General features: G+C 31.9%; 21 protein-coding genes. All 21 read left to right on the forward strand.

Going from position 1 to position 14,405, the window contains the following annotated elements; translation table 11 throughout:
* Positions 1-41 precede the first annotated feature (41 nt).
* The 21 genes from O5O44_RS15120 to O5O44_RS15220 all read left to right on the forward strand — a co-directional run bounded on the left by O5O44_RS15120 (position 42) and on the right by O5O44_RS15220 (position 14,399).
* On the forward strand, positions 42-518 hold the full coding sequence (locus tag O5O44_RS15120; protein ID WP_289195050.1) for a hypothetical protein: 477 nt from the start codon (positions 42-44) through the stop codon (positions 516-518).
* Positions 519-931: 413 nt separating this feature from the next.
* Positions 932-1,477 (forward strand): dihydrofolate reductase family protein, encoded by a 546-nt coding sequence (locus O5O44_RS15125; protein WP_215442133.1) that lies wholly within the window; start codon positions 932-934, stop codon positions 1,475-1,477.
* 158 nt (positions 1,478-1,635) lie between these two features.
* Positions 1,636-2,022 carry a hypothetical protein gene (locus O5O44_RS15130; protein WP_289195052.1) on the forward strand — a complete coding sequence of 129 codons (387 nt, stop codon included), beginning with the start codon at positions 1,636-1,638 and terminating at the stop codon, positions 2,020-2,022.
* A gap of 142 nt (positions 2,023-2,164) precedes the next feature.
* Positions 2,165-2,623: an HAD domain-containing protein gene (locus O5O44_RS15135; RefSeq protein ID WP_289195053.1), complete on the forward strand. Its 459-nt coding sequence runs from the start codon at positions 2,165-2,167 to the stop codon at positions 2,621-2,623.
* Between the two features lies 1 nt (position 2,624).
* Positions 2,625-2,747, forward strand: a complete 123-nt coding sequence (locus O5O44_RS15140; protein WP_289195054.1) for a hypothetical protein — start codon at positions 2,625-2,627, stop codon at positions 2,745-2,747.
* A gap of 187 nt (positions 2,748-2,934) precedes the next feature.
* The gene (locus O5O44_RS15145; RefSeq protein WP_289195055.1) at positions 2,935-3,720 is read left to right on the forward strand and encodes a tetratricopeptide repeat protein; all 786 of its coding nucleotides are present in this window, start codon (positions 2,935-2,937) and stop codon (positions 3,718-3,720) included.
* Positions 3,721-3,933: 213 nt separating this feature from the next.
* On the forward strand, positions 3,934-4,386 hold the full coding sequence (locus O5O44_RS15150) for a hypothetical protein (RefSeq protein WP_289195056.1): 453 nt from the start codon (positions 3,934-3,936) through the stop codon (positions 4,384-4,386).
* Positions 4,387-4,530: 144 nt separating this feature from the next.
* Complete coding sequence (locus O5O44_RS15155) at positions 4,531-5,433, forward strand: ExbD/TolR family protein (protein ID WP_289195057.1); 903 nt, start codon at positions 4,531-4,533, stop codon at positions 5,431-5,433.
* Between the two features lie 170 nt (positions 5,434-5,603).
* The gene (locus O5O44_RS15160) at positions 5,604-6,278 is read left to right on the forward strand and encodes a hypothetical protein (RefSeq protein ID WP_289195058.1); all 675 of its coding nucleotides are present in this window, start codon (positions 5,604-5,606) and stop codon (positions 6,276-6,278) included.
* Between the two features lie 158 nt (positions 6,279-6,436).
* Positions 6,437-7,003 carry a hypothetical protein gene (locus O5O44_RS15165; protein WP_289195047.1) on the forward strand — a complete coding sequence of 189 codons (567 nt, stop codon included), beginning with the start codon at positions 6,437-6,439 and terminating at the stop codon, positions 7,001-7,003.
* Between the two features lie 159 nt (positions 7,004-7,162).
* Positions 7,163-7,702, forward strand: coding sequence for a hypothetical protein (locus O5O44_RS15170; RefSeq protein ID WP_289195049.1), 540 nt, complete (start codon positions 7,163-7,165; stop codon positions 7,700-7,702).
* A gap of 174 nt (positions 7,703-7,876) precedes the next feature.
* Complete coding sequence (locus tag O5O44_RS15175; RefSeq protein ID WP_289195059.1) at positions 7,877-8,215, forward strand: hypothetical protein; 339 nt, start codon at positions 7,877-7,879, stop codon at positions 8,213-8,215.
* A gap of 339 nt (positions 8,216-8,554) precedes the next feature.
* A complete protein-coding gene (locus O5O44_RS15180) occupies positions 8,555-9,457 on the forward strand; it encodes a hypothetical protein (RefSeq protein ID WP_289195060.1) in 903 nt (300 codons plus the stop codon).
* A gap of 147 nt (positions 9,458-9,604) precedes the next feature.
* On the forward strand, positions 9,605-10,057 hold the full coding sequence (locus tag O5O44_RS15185; protein ID WP_289195061.1) for a hypothetical protein: 453 nt from the start codon (positions 9,605-9,607) through the stop codon (positions 10,055-10,057).
* A 125-nt stretch (positions 10,058-10,182) separates the two neighbouring features.
* On the forward strand, positions 10,183-10,533 hold the full coding sequence (locus O5O44_RS15190) for a hypothetical protein (RefSeq protein WP_289195062.1): 351 nt from the start codon (positions 10,183-10,185) through the stop codon (positions 10,531-10,533).
* A 1-nt stretch (position 10,534) separates the two neighbouring features.
* The gene (locus O5O44_RS15195; RefSeq protein ID WP_289195063.1) at positions 10,535-10,843 is read left to right on the forward strand and encodes a hypothetical protein; all 309 of its coding nucleotides are present in this window, start codon (positions 10,535-10,537) and stop codon (positions 10,841-10,843) included.
* Positions 10,844-10,994: 151 nt separating this feature from the next.
* Positions 10,995-11,648: a hypothetical protein gene (locus O5O44_RS15200; RefSeq protein ID WP_289195064.1), complete on the forward strand. Its 654-nt coding sequence runs from the start codon at positions 10,995-10,997 to the stop codon at positions 11,646-11,648.
* 160 nt (positions 11,649-11,808) lie between these two features.
* Entirely contained in the window at positions 11,809-12,273 is a 465-nt protein-coding gene (locus O5O44_RS15205; RefSeq protein ID WP_289195065.1) for a hypothetical protein, read from the forward strand.
* A gap of 130 nt (positions 12,274-12,403) precedes the next feature.
* Complete coding sequence (locus O5O44_RS15210) at positions 12,404-12,886, forward strand: hypothetical protein (RefSeq protein ID WP_289195066.1); 483 nt, start codon at positions 12,404-12,406, stop codon at positions 12,884-12,886.
* 132 nt (positions 12,887-13,018) lie between these two features.
* Entirely contained in the window at positions 13,019-13,621 is a 603-nt protein-coding gene (locus tag O5O44_RS15215; protein WP_289195067.1) for a hypothetical protein, read from the forward strand.
* 148 nt (positions 13,622-13,769) lie between these two features.
* Positions 13,770-14,399 carry a hypothetical protein gene (locus O5O44_RS15220; RefSeq protein ID WP_289195068.1) on the forward strand — a complete coding sequence of 210 codons (630 nt, stop codon included), beginning with the start codon at positions 13,770-13,772 and terminating at the stop codon, positions 14,397-14,399.
* The last annotated feature ends 6 nt before the right edge of the window (positions 14,400-14,405 follow it).

Raw genomic sequence — 14,405 nt, forward strand, 5'->3', positions numbered from 1 at the left:
GTAACCGTTGTAGCACATTAAACCAAAATCGCGTGAAAAGAATGAATACCTACATAATCTTTGGAGTTTTAGCATTAATTGGAATAATTGCCTTTGTTAGTTGGAATTCAAAACGGAATACAAACACACTCGGAATTGCGGAAAACAAGACTGAACTACGGAATTTCGAAACTCATCAAAAAAAGCGAGATTTAAAGCTTACTGTCTCTTACAATTACGGAGAAATCACAAAAACTATATCTGAAAAAGCAACAGCGGAAATTATAAAAAGCACAATGGAATCAACGAATTGGAATAAATTTCACATTGTGCAACTGGAAGATGAAAATGGAAATGGATATAAAGCTTTGCATGTAAGCGGAAGTTTAGGCGATGATGGTTTAGCTTCTGGATTTGTAACAGACGATGACCATATTTTATTGGTAAAATCATTAGAAACGGTTGAACAAATGACTGAAATACTTCTTGACTTTTTGAAAGGAGAAAATGTTTGGCGGAAGAAATACAAATATGAATAGTAAAGATGGTTTTCCAGATAATGAGCTAGTCCTTTTTTTTATGGGACCACTTTTTTTAGTACTGATTAAGTTATCTGGTAAATACAATTACAATTATCGAACATCATCCCACAATAATGAAAACGATAAGAATTTTGGACGAAAATTAGTTCTTATGGCTTTAGGAACTGTATTTTATGTAGTCCTAATTGTAATACTAATTTCATATGGTAGTAACTAAAATAAATAACGTGCTACAACAACGTGTATAATTAATTGCTTTGGTCGTTGCCTATTTGGAAAATTCCTTCGGAATTTTCTCGCGTTCGTTTTTGTTTACTAAATTAGTTGCTGAAACACGCAACTAACCATACACAAAACCGTTGTAAGCAAGCTGAAAACAAGATTGTAACTTTAACGAAAAACAGTAAAAAGTGAGAAAATTAAAACTTCAAATTCAACTCTCAATTGATGGATTCATTTCTGGTCCAAACGGAGAAATGGACTGGATGATTTGGAATTGGGATGAAAAACTAAAGAACTTCGTCAAAGAAATAACAGAATCGACTGACACCATTGTATTAGGACGAAAACTTGCTGAAGGATTTATTCCACATTGGAAATCCAACAAAGAATTGGAAGGTGCTGAAAAAATTAATAACTCAAATAAAATAGTTTTTACAAAAACGCTCGAAAATACTGAATGGGAAAATACCCTTTTGGAAAAAGGAGATTTAGTCGAAAAAATAGAAAAATTAAAGTCCTCAACTGGAAATGACATAATTGCCTATGGAGGTGGCGAATTTGTTTCTTCACTAATTAGAGAAAATTTAATTGACGAATATTATTTTTTCATAAATCCTTCGATTTTGGGGAAAGGAATGCCAATATTTGAGAAAGTTGATTATAAAACTGAATTAAAATTGGAAAGTGCAAAAGCCTACGAATGTGGAATAACAGTTTTGACATATAAAAAGTAAAAGCCAGCTTACAACAACGTGTATAATTAATTGCTTTGGTCGTTGCTTATTTGGAAAATTCCTTCGGAATTTTCTCGCGTTCGTTTTTGTTTACTAAATTAGTTGCTGAAACACGCAACTAACCATACACAAAACCGTTGTGCGTAAGTTGACCGAATATGGAACAAAATAAAAAAGAATTAGGAGGGACTTTAAACTACTTCTCCTCTTTTGGCTCGTACTTTTTTCTAAGTGTCATTGGAATATTCGGAATTTATAATTTGATTGTAAAATCTTTCGGATACGCTATATTCTGGCTTTCATTGTTTGTTGTGTTTTTTTTCTTCCTCTTTAGAAAAAACTTTAGATATAGCAGAGTAGAATACGACGGGCAAAATGTTATAATCAACAGTAGCCGAACTGTTCCTATTGATAAAATTATTAAAATAACAGAGGGCACAATAAAATACCAAGAGGGACATAAAATAAAACGGATTAAGTTTTTCTATACACCAAATGACAAGGTATACGAAGAATTGATTTCTAAGTTTAATCGGATAAAATAAAACCAACGCACAACAACGGCTATAATTCATTGCTTCGGAATTTTCTGCCGAAAATTCCTTCCGTTTTGCTAAGTTTGTTTTACGGCGGAAAATCCTAGCGGATTTTCACGCAACAAACCATAGCCCAACCGTTAGCTACAATTTGAGAAACGACAAACTTTTGATATTAGATTTGGATGGAGTTTTAATAACAAATCCATCGTGGAAAGCCGACCGAATTGACTCGGATGGATATTCTGAATTTAATAAATCTTGTGTTGAAAACTTAAACCAACTTCTCACTCTTGCGGAATTTGACATTTGGTTAAGTTCAACTCGGCGAACTGTAAAAACTCTTACTGAATTTAATCTGATTTTTAAAAATCGTGGAATAAAAAAAGAAATCGTCGGGTTTTTACCTGAATATGCGGATTGTAATAACCGAAAAGAAGAGGTTCTGAAATTTATAGAGGAATTTAAAGAGTCTGATTTTCTGATTATCGATGATGACAAATCTCTAAATGGATTGGAAAGTGGAATAAAAGAAAAACTAATTTTGACGGAATTAACTAAAGGCTTTAATTCAGAGAAGCTGAAAGAAGCAGTTACTAAAATTAAATAGTATGGCTAATAAAAAGAATGGACAATTGACTCAAACTAAATCTTGGGATAAACATTTACGGAAAATCGGAAAACGGATTTTTTGGAAAACAGAACGTCCAGCCGAAAAGAAAATGATTGAATAAGAAATCTCTGAAATTGAAAAGCAAACTGAATAAAAAACTGTAGCTAACACCGTGTATAATTAATTGCTTGGGTCACTGCCGACTTACGAAAATTCCGCTGGAATTTTCTACTTGTGATTAGTTTGCTAACTTTAAGGCTTAACCACGCAACTAACCATACACATCGCCGTTATGCTACATTAGACCAATGAAACAAACATTAATACTTTTAATTGGAATTTTAGTTTCCACAACAACTTTTTCGCAGAACAAAGCGACGGAATTATATACTTCCGGAAACTCTAATTTTAAATCAGGAAAATTTCAAGAGGCAATTAGAAATTATACGGAATTGATGGAAATCGTGGACGAAAAAACTGTTCGAAAAACTTGTTTCATAAATCGTGGACTATCATATGACCGAATTAAAAAATATGATTTAGCAATATCTGACTTTACAGAAGCAATTAAGTTGGACAGTACTGATATGGCTTCATTTATAGACAGAGGACTTTCTCAAATGCACGCTGGAGATTTAGAAAAAGCAAAAGAGGATTTTAATTATGTCGTTGTAAAAAACAATAACAATGGAATGATGGAAGCATCACTTTATTGGCTCGCTCGAATTAATTATTCTGAAGGTAAGTTTGAGGAAGTAATTAAAAATTGTGACAGATATTTTATCATAAACGCAAAAGACCCTGAATTATATTTCATTCGTGGAACTGCGAACGATATGTTGCGGAATTTTGAGCAATCAATAATTGACTATTCAAAAGCAATTGAATTAAAACCAAATTATGTGGAATCTATTGCAAATCGTGGAACTGCCAAAATCAATCTTCTGACTGGAAACGGAAATTTACAACCGAGTAAAAAAGAAACGAAAAGTGCTTGTAAAGATTTAAAGAAAGCGAAAGAATTGGGAGATAATGCAGTCGATGATTTAATTTATGTTTATTGCGACAGAAAAGATAAAAAGAAACGGAATTAATAACGTAGCATAACACCGTATATAATTTATTGCTAGTTCTCGCCTACTTACGAAAATCCTCGCAGATTTTCTATTCGGTTTGTATTTGCTAAATTAGGTGCTAAAACACGCAACAAACCATATACAACAACGTTGTAGTGCATTTGAGAAATGAGAAAATCAACCATAATTTTACTATTGATTTCAGTTCTATTTTTTAACTGTAAATCGGAATTGGAAAGAATTAAAATTAATGACAAAACTATTGTTGTTGTCAATAACGAATGGGTCTTGATTAATCCGACTGAATTTATTGCTGGACAGAAAAATAATAAGTCAATAAAAGTGATTGAAAAACCATTATCCGAAATTAATTACGAATCGAATTTCGAAAAGATAATCGGACTGAATAATGTTGCGGAATTTAATCCTGAATTAGGCATTGACTATGCGTTTGTAAAAAGTATTGATCCAAAGAAAAAGATTTTTTATATGGTAGACGGAATACCATCTCACAATTTTAATTTTGTTGGAAATTATTTAATTTCTAGAAAAATAAAAGAAATAAATAACATCGGAATTAATCAAGCTATTGCAATTTGGGGAAAACGAGAAGGAGAAAATGGAGCAATTCAAATTAAAACTTTTGACAAAGACGATGTTGTAATTCCAATAATAATAAAATAAAAACGCACTACAACAACGTATAAAAATAATGCTTAGTTTAGTGCTAAATCAACGAATAGTCCACTTTTGCTACTTCTGAATTTCCTGCGGAAATTCCTCGCACGCAAAACCGCACTATTCTTATACAGAAACGTTGGGCAACATATGAAAACAAACTTTTTGCTAAATATCATAATTGGATTTCTACTCACATCTTGTGTTGCACAAAATGAACGGATTGAGAATATAATAATGGATTGTTCTTATCAATCTTTTGATGATAATGGAATCGCTTTTAGAAAGCTTATTTCCGATTACGAAAACCTACTGATAAACGAAAATATATTGGCGGACAATAGTGGAAAAAGCTATCGACAAGTTTTAAAGGACATAGCCAGCGAAAAGGAATTTGACAAAGTTCCATCCAAGTTCTTTGCAGAAGAATTACAAAAAATAGAAAAACCTAATTTAGAAAAGGCACAAAAATGCCAAGAAATAATAGTTAAGGATTCTGCAAAGTATGATATGACTAAACTTAAAGGTTTAGAACAAGCAATTGACAACGCTCAATATTCTGGCGATTTACAACCTGCTTTGATTGCGGAAGACATATTAAAAGTACTCACAGAAAAGGACTTTGAACTTGAGTTTTATAAATTAAGGACTTTCCTTTTATTCAGCATAATTGACACTAATGCTGGAATTAGCAGAAAATTACCAGATTTTGAAAACGACGAATCAGAAATTGATTTGACAAATGCTTTAAAAATAACTCTTGACGATAAAAATCAAATCTTCGTAAACGGTAAAAAAGTAAGTTTGGATGACTTAAAAACGCTCGTCCGAGATTACGAATCTGAATTTAAATCGGAATCAATAATTTCCTTGAAAGCAGACCGAGGAACAATGTATCGGACTTACATTGATGTACAGAATGCAATTGTCGGAGAGATACAACATTTGAGAAATAAATTAGCAAGAGAAAAATACAAAACGGAATTGGACAAACTGACAGAAGAGCAACAATCGGAAATCAAAAAAGTTTATCCACAAAAATTAATTGAGTAATAAATACGTTGCCCAACAATGGCTATAAGTAATTGCTTGTTCTTGCCTACTTCTGAAAATCCTCGCGGATTTTCAGTTTGGTGTGTACTTGCAAAGTTTAGTGCTAACCCACGCAACTACTCATAGCCGAAACCGTTACCAGCAAGTTGAAAAAAACAGTACTACAAATATTGATATTATTACTATCATTGAGTTCAATAGCTCAAATTGATGGAAAGTTCAAGCACAATATTTGTGAATTTGGACCTAATTGTTTTGTTTATAAATTCAATGAAAATGGAACTTTTGAATATCAATATCACCAAGACATTTTAGGTAGTGGAACACTAACAGGAACATATAAGAAAATTGGAGATACATTAAAACTGAATCCCAACAAAGTATTGTATGCTGCAAAGTCTAAAATCATCGAGAAAGAATACAAAAATTCTGATTCGACAAAAATTGAGATAAAATTTCAACGATTGGCTGAAAAAGGAAAAACTGACATAGAAAATTGGGATTGGTATGTGTCTATTAATAATGCAGAATTCATTAAAACTAACGAAAACGGAGTTCTAACTATTCCAAGAGCTAAAGTTGAAAAAATTGAAATTAAGGATATTTTAAAAATGGAAATAGGAGATGATTTTTTAAAACTGACCGACTCTATTTTCAGACCAGAAACGGATAAAAATTATATTGAGATTTTTGCATCAGAAAGTGAAGAGACTGGAGACATTGCAATATTGGACTGGATGACAAAGACTTTTGTTCTTAAAGGGAGAAAATTATATCCTCTGACATTTGAGCCAGAAGTTGGATTTTTAGGACAGAAAAAAACATATTATAGAAAATTTGAATAAAAACCAGCTGGTAACACCGTATAAAATTAATTGCTAGTTCGAGCTTGCTTACGAAAATCCTCGCGGATTTTCTATTCGGTTTGTATTTGCTAAATTAGGTGCTTAAAACACGCAACTAATCTTATACATCAACGTTGTGTGTAATGCTGACCAAGATTATGGGAATATTTGACTTTTTAAAACCTGGAGATAATTCCAAGCCTTCAAGAAAGCATATTTCGTTTTCAAATTTAGCATTGGAAATAATTGGAAATCCATTAGAACAAAACGGATTTGAATTTTATCGGAAAAAAGTAGAAACTTACTTTACAACAATAATCTGGACAAAGGAAAAACAGTATGTGAAATTATCCGCATCTGACTTTCCAACTGATTATCCATTCACTTTTGATATAATTCTCGGAGAAGGAGACTGTGACGACTTCTTTGAATCGGAATGGGATTCTATTTCAATTTCCGATATTCAAAGATTAACCGAACCGAATAGAAAATACAAAGGTTATGACTTCCCAAAAAAGCGTGAATTTCGAGCAGTTTTGGAAAAAGCAAAAAATGAGTTGATTGAATTTGGGAATGGTTTTTTAAATGGAGATTTGGAATTATTTTATGAGGCACGAATTCAGACAAACGGAAAAAATAAACCCGAAAAGATTATTAAAAAAGATAAGAATGGAAAAGTTATTGTCGAACTTTTACCATACAACGTAATAAAGAAAAACGACTGAATTAAAGCACATACACACAACAACGTGTAAGCGCAATAACGGCTGAATTTCCTAATCGGAAATTCAACTCGTTTTGCTAAATTAGGTGCGTCAGCGGAAAGTACTCGCGCACTTTCCCGTTACTGACGCTTACACAAAACCGTTGCCACCAATTAAAAAATGACCTCGAATAAATTCAAAATTGAACTTTTAAAGACAAATTGGATATCTGAAGAAGATACTCAAACGGATTTATGTGCTCACGGACAAATGCGAGTGAAAATTGGAAACGAAATTGTTGTTGACCAAACCGAAAATGATGGTTGGACGATTAGCGCAACTGCTCAACTCTTACTTCGGACTTTGGAACGGAATCACACGAAAGAAAATCCTGTTGGAGACCAATTAATTCCTTGCTGTGGACACTTTTTAGTTTTTGACAATGATATGGAAGAAGTTTATATTGGAAGTTGTCCGACTGGAATTGATTGGGAAGTGACTCACGAAAACGGAATTGTAACGCTGAAAACAGAAAGCGGAACTAAAACAAAAGTTGACTTTGAAAATTATAAAAGTGAAGTTTTAAATTTTGTCGACCAAGTTGAGGAGTTTTATAAGAATAGTCCTGAAAAGGAAATCCCAAAAGACGAATTTGACCGAAAAGGTTATTTGCAGTTCTGGAAAGAATGGAATGAAAAAAGAAACAAATGGAAAAAATAACTGGTGGCAACAACGTGTATAATTAATTGCTTTGGTCGTTGCTTACTTGGAAAATTCCTTCGGAATTTTCTCGCGTTCGTTTTTGTTTACTAAATTAGTTGCTTAAACACGCAACTAACCATACACAAGACCGTTGGCAATAATTTGAGAAAGCTACTTTACATACCAATTTTATTGACTTTTATTCTAATTTTTTCCTGTGGACAAAACTCAGCTGAAAAAAAACTGAACGGAAAATGGTACGAAACTGAAAATCCGAAAATATTCTGGGTTTTTAGTAAGGATAAACTTGAATTCATTGACGAGGATAACGCGAAAGTTGAATGGAACGCCACGGAATCAAAAATTGAATTTATTTATCGGACTTATATTTGGGATTCTTTAGGAAAAAAGGTTCACACGGAAGATAAAATTCTAATTGAATACAAACTATCCAAAAATGAAGATACGTTATCTGGAACATTAACGAATAGTTATGGAAAACACAAATTCGGACTTATAAGAACTGAATAATGAAAAGGGATAAAAAGAAAAACTTGTTTGAAAAAATAAACTCTTGGTTTAGGAATATAATGTTAGATGAAGTGGATAAGGAATACAATGTGTATTTATCTAATTATAAAAAACCTAATTCGAAAAAAAATCCTGTAGACCGAATCGAGAGAAGATTTGATGAACAAAAAAAATCAATCGGATAAAAAACTATTGCCAACATTGTATAAAAATAATTGCTACATTAGTGCTTAACCAAAGGGAGTTGCAATTTTGTTACGTCTGATTTTCCTTCGGAAAATCCTCGCACACAAAACCGCAACTATTCTTATACGTAACCGTTGTGTACAATTAACAAAAATGAAAACTAAGTATCAATATATTTCAGAATGGTCTATTAATTTCGACTCGGAAGATGAATTGCGCGATTTAATAAATACGCAGGGATTATTCGAAGATGAATTCTTAGTCAAAAGAAAAACCCCAAGCACCAGCTTACAACTAAGATATGACAACGATTATCTCACTCAAATAAGATACATTGACGAACTAAATGATAGCGAAATTGAACTGAGTAATTCAGCTAAACGATTTCGTTATTTTGAAAATAAAAAGAATCGGATTAATTTTTTAATACCTACTGATAAAAAAACTAATAGTTTCATTGGAGAAGATGATTCATCAACTTTTACACCCCCAAAATCGAACTTAATAGAAGTGCCTTTTCAAACTATTGCGAAAATATCTAGTAAAGATGAACCATTTGATTGGCTTCCTTTTGAGAATTTTTATATTACATATCCACTATTTACAGGGTTAGACGGATTCATGTTTTTTGATTATAAAGAACCTTTATCACCTAAATTAATTGGTAATTACAAAAACATTGAATATCCATTTGGTAAAATGGACTCTGCAGGAATACATAAATTTAATAGGACAAATTTGTCTATTAAATCAATAAAAAAACTAAATGAAGATGAAGAGTTAGATTTTGATTATTGGTATGCTGGAATATCAGGAATTCCCTTTTGGATACAACATCCGGATATACCTAAATGTCCAAAGACTGGTAATTTGATGCGCTTTGTTTGTCAAATTAACACTTTAGACTCAGTCAAAGTTAATCAGTCAAATCTAATATCAAAGGAATATTATTTTGCTCAATACACTAAAGACCTAAGGTTTTGGGGCAGTGGGACTTTATATGTTTTTATGGAGCCAGAGAGCAAAGTTGTTGGATTAATTATACAAGATACGTAACTGTACACAACACCGTGTATAATTAATTGCTAGGTCACTGCCGACTTACGAAAATTCCGCTGGAATTTTCTATCTGTGATTTGTTTGCTAAATTAGTTGCTTAAACACGCAACTAACCATACACAAAACCGTTAGGTGTCATTTGAAATGAACGCAGAAATAAAAAGAAACATAAGAGATAGATGGATAGAATCGCTTTTTGAAATTGCTCACTCGGAATTTCAAAACCGACTTTGGATTGATGCTGACTATAAAAATTCAGTTGGAGATTATAACGAATGTGTTTGCGGATATTTTGACGATTTGGATTTGGAAAATGGATATTCTGACTTTATTGCAAACGGAATAATATCGGAATCGGAATATAAAATTGTAACGGAATTACACTCTGAATTTAGAAAATATACAGAGCGGACTGAAAAGCGGAATTTATCGGACAAAAATATTCTTAAAGATATGGAATGGATTAATATTACGAATATCGGATTAAAAACTTGGACTGAACTAAAAAAGAGAACGGAATCGATTCGAGATAAAGAATTAATGACTGAATTAGAAAACAAATATTTAAAAGAAAAAACGCCACCTAACACCGTATAAAAATAATTGCGGTTTAGAGCTAAAACAATGGTAGTTGCGGGTTTGTTACATCTGATTTTCCTTCGGAAAATCCTCGCACGCAAACCCGCAACTATTCTTATACATAAAGTTGTAATGCATTTTGAATGAAGAACCTAACCATCATATTAATTTTGATTTTAACCCTTACTTCCTGCAATCAAAAAGAGCAGAAAGAAACAATACTTTTGGCTGATAGAGAAGCACCATTGGGTTGGGTTTATTTAAGAGTTTATAAAGACAAAACCTTTGAATTTGAATCTCGTGGATTGGAACGAAGAGGAGATATTTATTCTGGAATAGTGGAATTAAAAAATGACACGCTATACTTTCATTATTCAGATTCAATTCCAAAAGCAGGAAACAAAGCATTATTAACTAAAAGATTTGTCTCATATTTTAATGGAGATTATCCTGAACGATTAGAAATTAAAAAGAGTGAACTAAAATCTGATTGAAATGGAAAGTAAATATTGCTGGAGATGTAAAATGGAGGTTCCAATGTTGGACAAAGAAGAATTCACAATTGCTTCCGAATTGTACTCAAAAGGATTTAAAAAAGCTAAATCGGATAGACAAGAGAGGTTTAAAGAATTGTTGGAGTATTATAATAATTTGACTGGTTTTGGAGAAACTGAACCGAATGCAATTATGCATCACTCACTTGAACAGATTGGACCAGATTGTGAAAATTGTGGAAAACCATATAGAACGCCAAAGGCTAAACTTTGTGCATCCTGTGGAAATAAAAAAATAATAATTAAATAAAAAACGCATTACAACACCGTGTATAATTAATGGCTATTTTTCGCCTACTTACGAAAATCCTCGCGGATTTTCTATTCGGTTTTTATTTGCTAAATTAGGTGCTTAAACACGCCACTAATCATACACAAAACCGTTGCCACCAATTAGAGAAATGACCAAAGAAGAAATCTACGAAAAAGCAAATAGCGTTGTCGGAATTGAAGGAATGACAGGAAACGAACGCCTTTATGTAAGTGGATTAATGGACGAATTTGACAAAGCCAAAAAATCCGACAAATACAAAGCTCGAACAATACTTCAAGCATTGAAATTTGACGAACTTTCAATTGGCAGAATAGTTGGATTCTCAATGGATTCTCTGAAATATCCAAATGCTTGGGATTTTCCGAATGAAAACTCAAACGGACAAGAAAACGAAAATAAAGCAACATTGGAATATTCCAATCTTAACGAAGTTGGAATGGGTGCACCATTGAGTGGAAAATGCAAAGTAAAACTCAATAACAATAAAGAAGTTCTGATTCCCGAAAATTGTGGCGGACCAGCAATTTGGACTCGAAACGGACAAAAAGTTGCAATACCGTTTTGGGACAGGTCATTTTTTAATGGAACTTTCCAAAGAATCGGAATTGTGGATTTGGAAAAACTAACGCTGACTAAATACAAAAAAAAATTTCGAGTTTTAGATTTAAGGTCATTTAGTGGAAACAATATTGTTGGATTTGACAGTCCAATACATCGAATGAAAAAACTTGAATTTGACTATATTAACGAACCGATTGAAAAAATTATCGGAATAAAATAACTGGTGGCAACAACGTGTATAATTAATTGCTTTGGTCGTTGCTTATTTGGAAAATTCCTTCGGAATTTTCTCGCGTTCGTTTTTGTTTACTAAATTAGTTGCTTAAACACGCAACTAACCATACACAACAACGTTGTAAGCAATTTGACCGAACAATCGAATGAACATCAAAAAGTACATAAAAAAAGAATATAAAGGTTGGTTAATTGCAATCTTTCTTTTTTTGATTTTACTCGCTTTTGGAAAATCATTTGAATACATAAAATCAATAGCGGAACTGAATCCGATATTTAAAATTGGACAAATAATTTTAATTTTGACTTTCGGACTTTCATTTGTTTTTTATGCAATTTATGTGAGCGGACTTGAACACAACTCGGAACTTGAATTTAGAGAATATGAACCTGAAGATGTGGAAAGATTACAACGGAATTTGAAAAAAATGTTGACTATTTTTTCTGTAAGTTCTGTATTGTGGATAATTGGAAACTTGATTATCGGAATTGAATATGGAAATGCGGAAAATTTAAAATATTTTATTGCGATTATTTCGCTTCCATTAATTATAAATGGAATTATGATTTATATAAAAAACGGAATAAAAACTGCTTACAACAATGTATAACCGCAATTACGGCGGATTCGACTGCGTCCGAATCCACTCGGAATTGCTAACGTCAGTGCTAAACCGAAAAATTTGCGTACTTTAATCCCGTAACTGACGGTTATACGAGACCGTTGTGCATAATACCCGAATGACGAACCACGAATTGACATTTAGCAAAATAAAAGAGCTTTTAGAATCTCATTTTCCTGAAAGAATTTCGGAATATGAAAACGGAACTCATCTGACTTTGGATTCGGAAAACGATGAAGAATCGTCTATTTGGATTGAACTTGACGAAGGTGGACAGCTGACTGTTGGTTTCGGAATTAGTCACTTACATTATCACCCGAAATATGACGACTTGAATAAAGGGTTTAATGAGTTTTTACTCTTTTTGACCTGCAAAAAAAGGAGAATCGATTATTACAAAGGAAAATTTCGTTTCAAGAACGAGTATGAATTTGAAAATAAAAACGGAACTTGGGAAAATTATGGAACTGCTCTAACTTGGGCTTTCCCATTTTGGAAAAAAACAGTTAAAAAAACAACCACGCAAAACGGATTTATAAACTATACGGAAATTGAATCTGAAATTGAAAAAATAAAAAGTACTATGCACAACACCGTATAAAAATAATTGCGGTTTTGTGCTTAAACAAAGGTAGTTGCGTATTTGCTACATCTGAATTTCCTTCGGAAATTCCTCGCACGCAAACCCGCAACTATTCTTATACAAACACGTTGTACAACATTTACCCAAATAATGAAAATTCGAGTTTTAACGATATTATTTTTAGCCTTTTTAAGTTGCAAGAATGCGACTGAAAAGGAAACTGAACAAATCCAAATCGCTGTTGACTCGACTAAATTGAAAATTAATGCTACCGAAAAACAAATCAAGAAAATTAAGCCTGAATTGGAATTTCAAAAAATTTCGGAAATAATAAAAACGAATTTCGGAACTAAAAATCCTGAATTTAAAGAAGTATATAAACCATTAGAAATGGAATATTATACAATTATAGATTCAAGTAAAGTAATAAGTTTTAAAAGATATTCTGAATTTCTAATTATTGAATTTGAAAACCAAACTAACTCTGACGTTGAATTCAAAAAAATAAAAACAATTGCAGAAAAATCGCTGAAAGACAAAAAAGAATTATTTGATTACTATGGAGTTTTTAGTAAAGGCGGAATTAGTTTTAATAAAGCTGACAAGTGGATTATAGCACATCTTCTTCGTTGCAATATGTATCCCAAAGATTATAAAATTGACAAAAAATTCACTTCTGAATTAGAAAAATTGGATTCTGAAATAGATTGGATTAGGTCATACTGTGGTTGGGGAAAAATGGAAATAAAATAAAAAACGTTGTACAACAATGTGTATAATTCATTGCTAGTTCTAGCCTACTTACGAAAATCCTCGCGGATTTTCTATTCGGTTTGTATTTGCTAAATTAGTTGCTTAAGCACGCAACGAAATCATACACAAAACCGTTGGCAAACATTTAATGAAAAACACATTAATCATAATATTTCTTTTAATTGGAATTACCAGTTTTAGTTTTTCTCAAAATGCAAAATTGATTGATTTTATTGCATCTGAATGTGATAAAGAATCAGATCCAGAACAACTTAGAATTAGAATTATTTCTCAACAATTTAAAGATAACATATTTGAAATTGAAATAGCTTCTACTGCAAATTGTTGTTCAGATTTTAAACCAGAAATTATACTGCTAAACGATACTTTAAACCTCCAACTAAACGAACAAGGAGAAAATTGCGAATGTGATTGTTGTTTTCAATTTATCTACAAAATTAATGGACTTGAAAAACGTAACTATAACATCCTTTTCAATTCAAAACCTATTAAGTATTCTAACGAAAAATATCATACCTATCCGATTACATATTTTATTCATAATGGAGATACAACTGGTCACAGAGACAAGTATGGTAAATTACAAGGAACAATTATACAGAAAAGAGAAAATCATTATTATCATACAGAATATAAGGATAATGAACATATTAAATGGATTATTAAAGATTTAAACAACATCATTTTATATGAAACAACAGATTTTGATAAACTCCTTTTATTCAAGGAAAAAATGCAAAAAGAAAATAAACATTAGCCAACA

It is taken from the genome of Algibacter luteus (genome assembly GCF_030344935.1).
GTDB lineage: Bacteria > Bacteroidota > Bacteroidia > Flavobacteriales > Flavobacteriaceae > Arenitalea > Arenitalea lutea.

Excerpts from the sequence above, each read along its gene's own strand:
- O5O44_RS15120 (WP_289195050.1), top strand. The coding sequence starts at position 42 with ATGAATACCTACATAATCTTTGGAGTTTTAGCATTAATTGGAATAATT.
- O5O44_RS15130 (WP_289195052.1), top strand. The coding sequence starts at position 1,636 with ATGGAACAAAATAAAAAAGAATTAGGAGGGACTTTAAACTACTTCTCC.
- O5O44_RS15140 (WP_289195054.1), top strand. The coding sequence starts at position 2,625 with ATGGCTAATAAAAAGAATGGACAATTGACTCAAACTAAATCTTGGGAT.
- O5O44_RS15145 (WP_289195055.1), top strand. The coding sequence starts at position 2,935 with ATGAAACAAACATTAATACTTTTAATTGGAATTTTAGTTTCCACAACA.
- O5O44_RS15155 (WP_289195057.1), top strand. The coding sequence starts at position 4,531 with ATGAAAACAAACTTTTTGCTAAATATCATAATTGGATTTCTACTCACA.
- O5O44_RS15165 (WP_289195047.1), top strand. The coding sequence starts at position 6,437 with ATGGGAATATTTGACTTTTTAAAACCTGGAGATAATTCCAAGCCTTCA.
- O5O44_RS15170 (WP_289195049.1), top strand. The coding sequence starts at position 7,163 with ATGACCTCGAATAAATTCAAAATTGAACTTTTAAAGACAAATTGGATA.
- O5O44_RS15180 (WP_289195060.1), top strand. The coding sequence starts at position 8,555 with ATGAAAACTAAGTATCAATATATTTCAGAATGGTCTATTAATTTCGAC.
- O5O44_RS15185 (WP_289195061.1), top strand. The coding sequence starts at position 9,605 with ATGAACGCAGAAATAAAAAGAAACATAAGAGATAGATGGATAGAATCG.
- O5O44_RS15190 (WP_289195062.1), top strand. The coding sequence starts at position 10,183 with ATGAAGAACCTAACCATCATATTAATTTTGATTTTAACCCTTACTTCC.
- O5O44_RS15195 (WP_289195063.1), top strand. The coding sequence starts at position 10,535 with ATGGAAAGTAAATATTGCTGGAGATGTAAAATGGAGGTTCCAATGTTG.
- O5O44_RS15200 (WP_289195064.1), top strand. The coding sequence starts at position 10,995 with ATGACCAAAGAAGAAATCTACGAAAAAGCAAATAGCGTTGTCGGAATT.
- O5O44_RS15205 (WP_289195065.1), top strand. The coding sequence starts at position 11,809 with ATGAACATCAAAAAGTACATAAAAAAAGAATATAAAGGTTGGTTAATT.
- O5O44_RS15210 (WP_289195066.1), top strand. The coding sequence starts at position 12,404 with ATGACGAACCACGAATTGACATTTAGCAAAATAAAAGAGCTTTTAGAA.
- O5O44_RS15215 (WP_289195067.1), top strand. The coding sequence starts at position 13,019 with ATGAAAATTCGAGTTTTAACGATATTATTTTTAGCCTTTTTAAGTTGC.
- O5O44_RS15220 (WP_289195068.1), top strand. The coding sequence starts at position 13,770 with ATGAAAAACACATTAATCATAATATTTCTTTTAATTGGAATTACCAGT.